Raw genomic sequence first — 342 nt, 5'->3', positions numbered from 1 at the left:
GTGGCGAGTTGGTGGCCGTCGGGGTGCCAGGCGGCCGCGGTGACCGCCCGGGTGTGGGCGGTGAGCCGGGTGAGTTGTTGGCCGGTGTGTGAGTCCCAGATGATGCAGCTGCCGTCGCGGCTGGTGGTGGCGAGTTGGTGGCCGTCGGGGTGCCAGGCGGCCGCGGTGACCCAATCGGTGTGGGCGGTGAGCCGGGTGAGTTGTTGGCCGGTGTGTGGGTCCCAGATGATGCAGCTGCCGTCGGCGCTGGTGGTGGCGAGTTGGTGGCCGTCGGGGTGCCAGGCGGCCGCGGTGACCGCCCGGGTGTGGGCGGTGAGCCGGGTGAGTTGTTGGCCGGTGTGT

General features: G+C 72.2%; 1 protein-coding gene. It reads right to left on the bottom strand.

Translation table 11 applies throughout. The features are described 5' to 3' along the window. A partial coding sequence (locus EII42_RS13780) for a WD40 repeat domain-containing protein (protein ID WP_199729907.1) occupies positions 1–342 on the bottom strand: 342 nt, incomplete at both ends.

The organism is Tessaracoccus sp. OH4464_COT-324 (assembly GCF_003932855.1).
Classification (GTDB): domain Bacteria; phylum Actinomycetota; class Actinomycetes; order Propionibacteriales; family Propionibacteriaceae; genus Arachnia.
The sequence above is the reverse complement of the archived record's forward strand: the minus strand, read 5'-3'. Positions and strand labels throughout refer to the sequence as shown.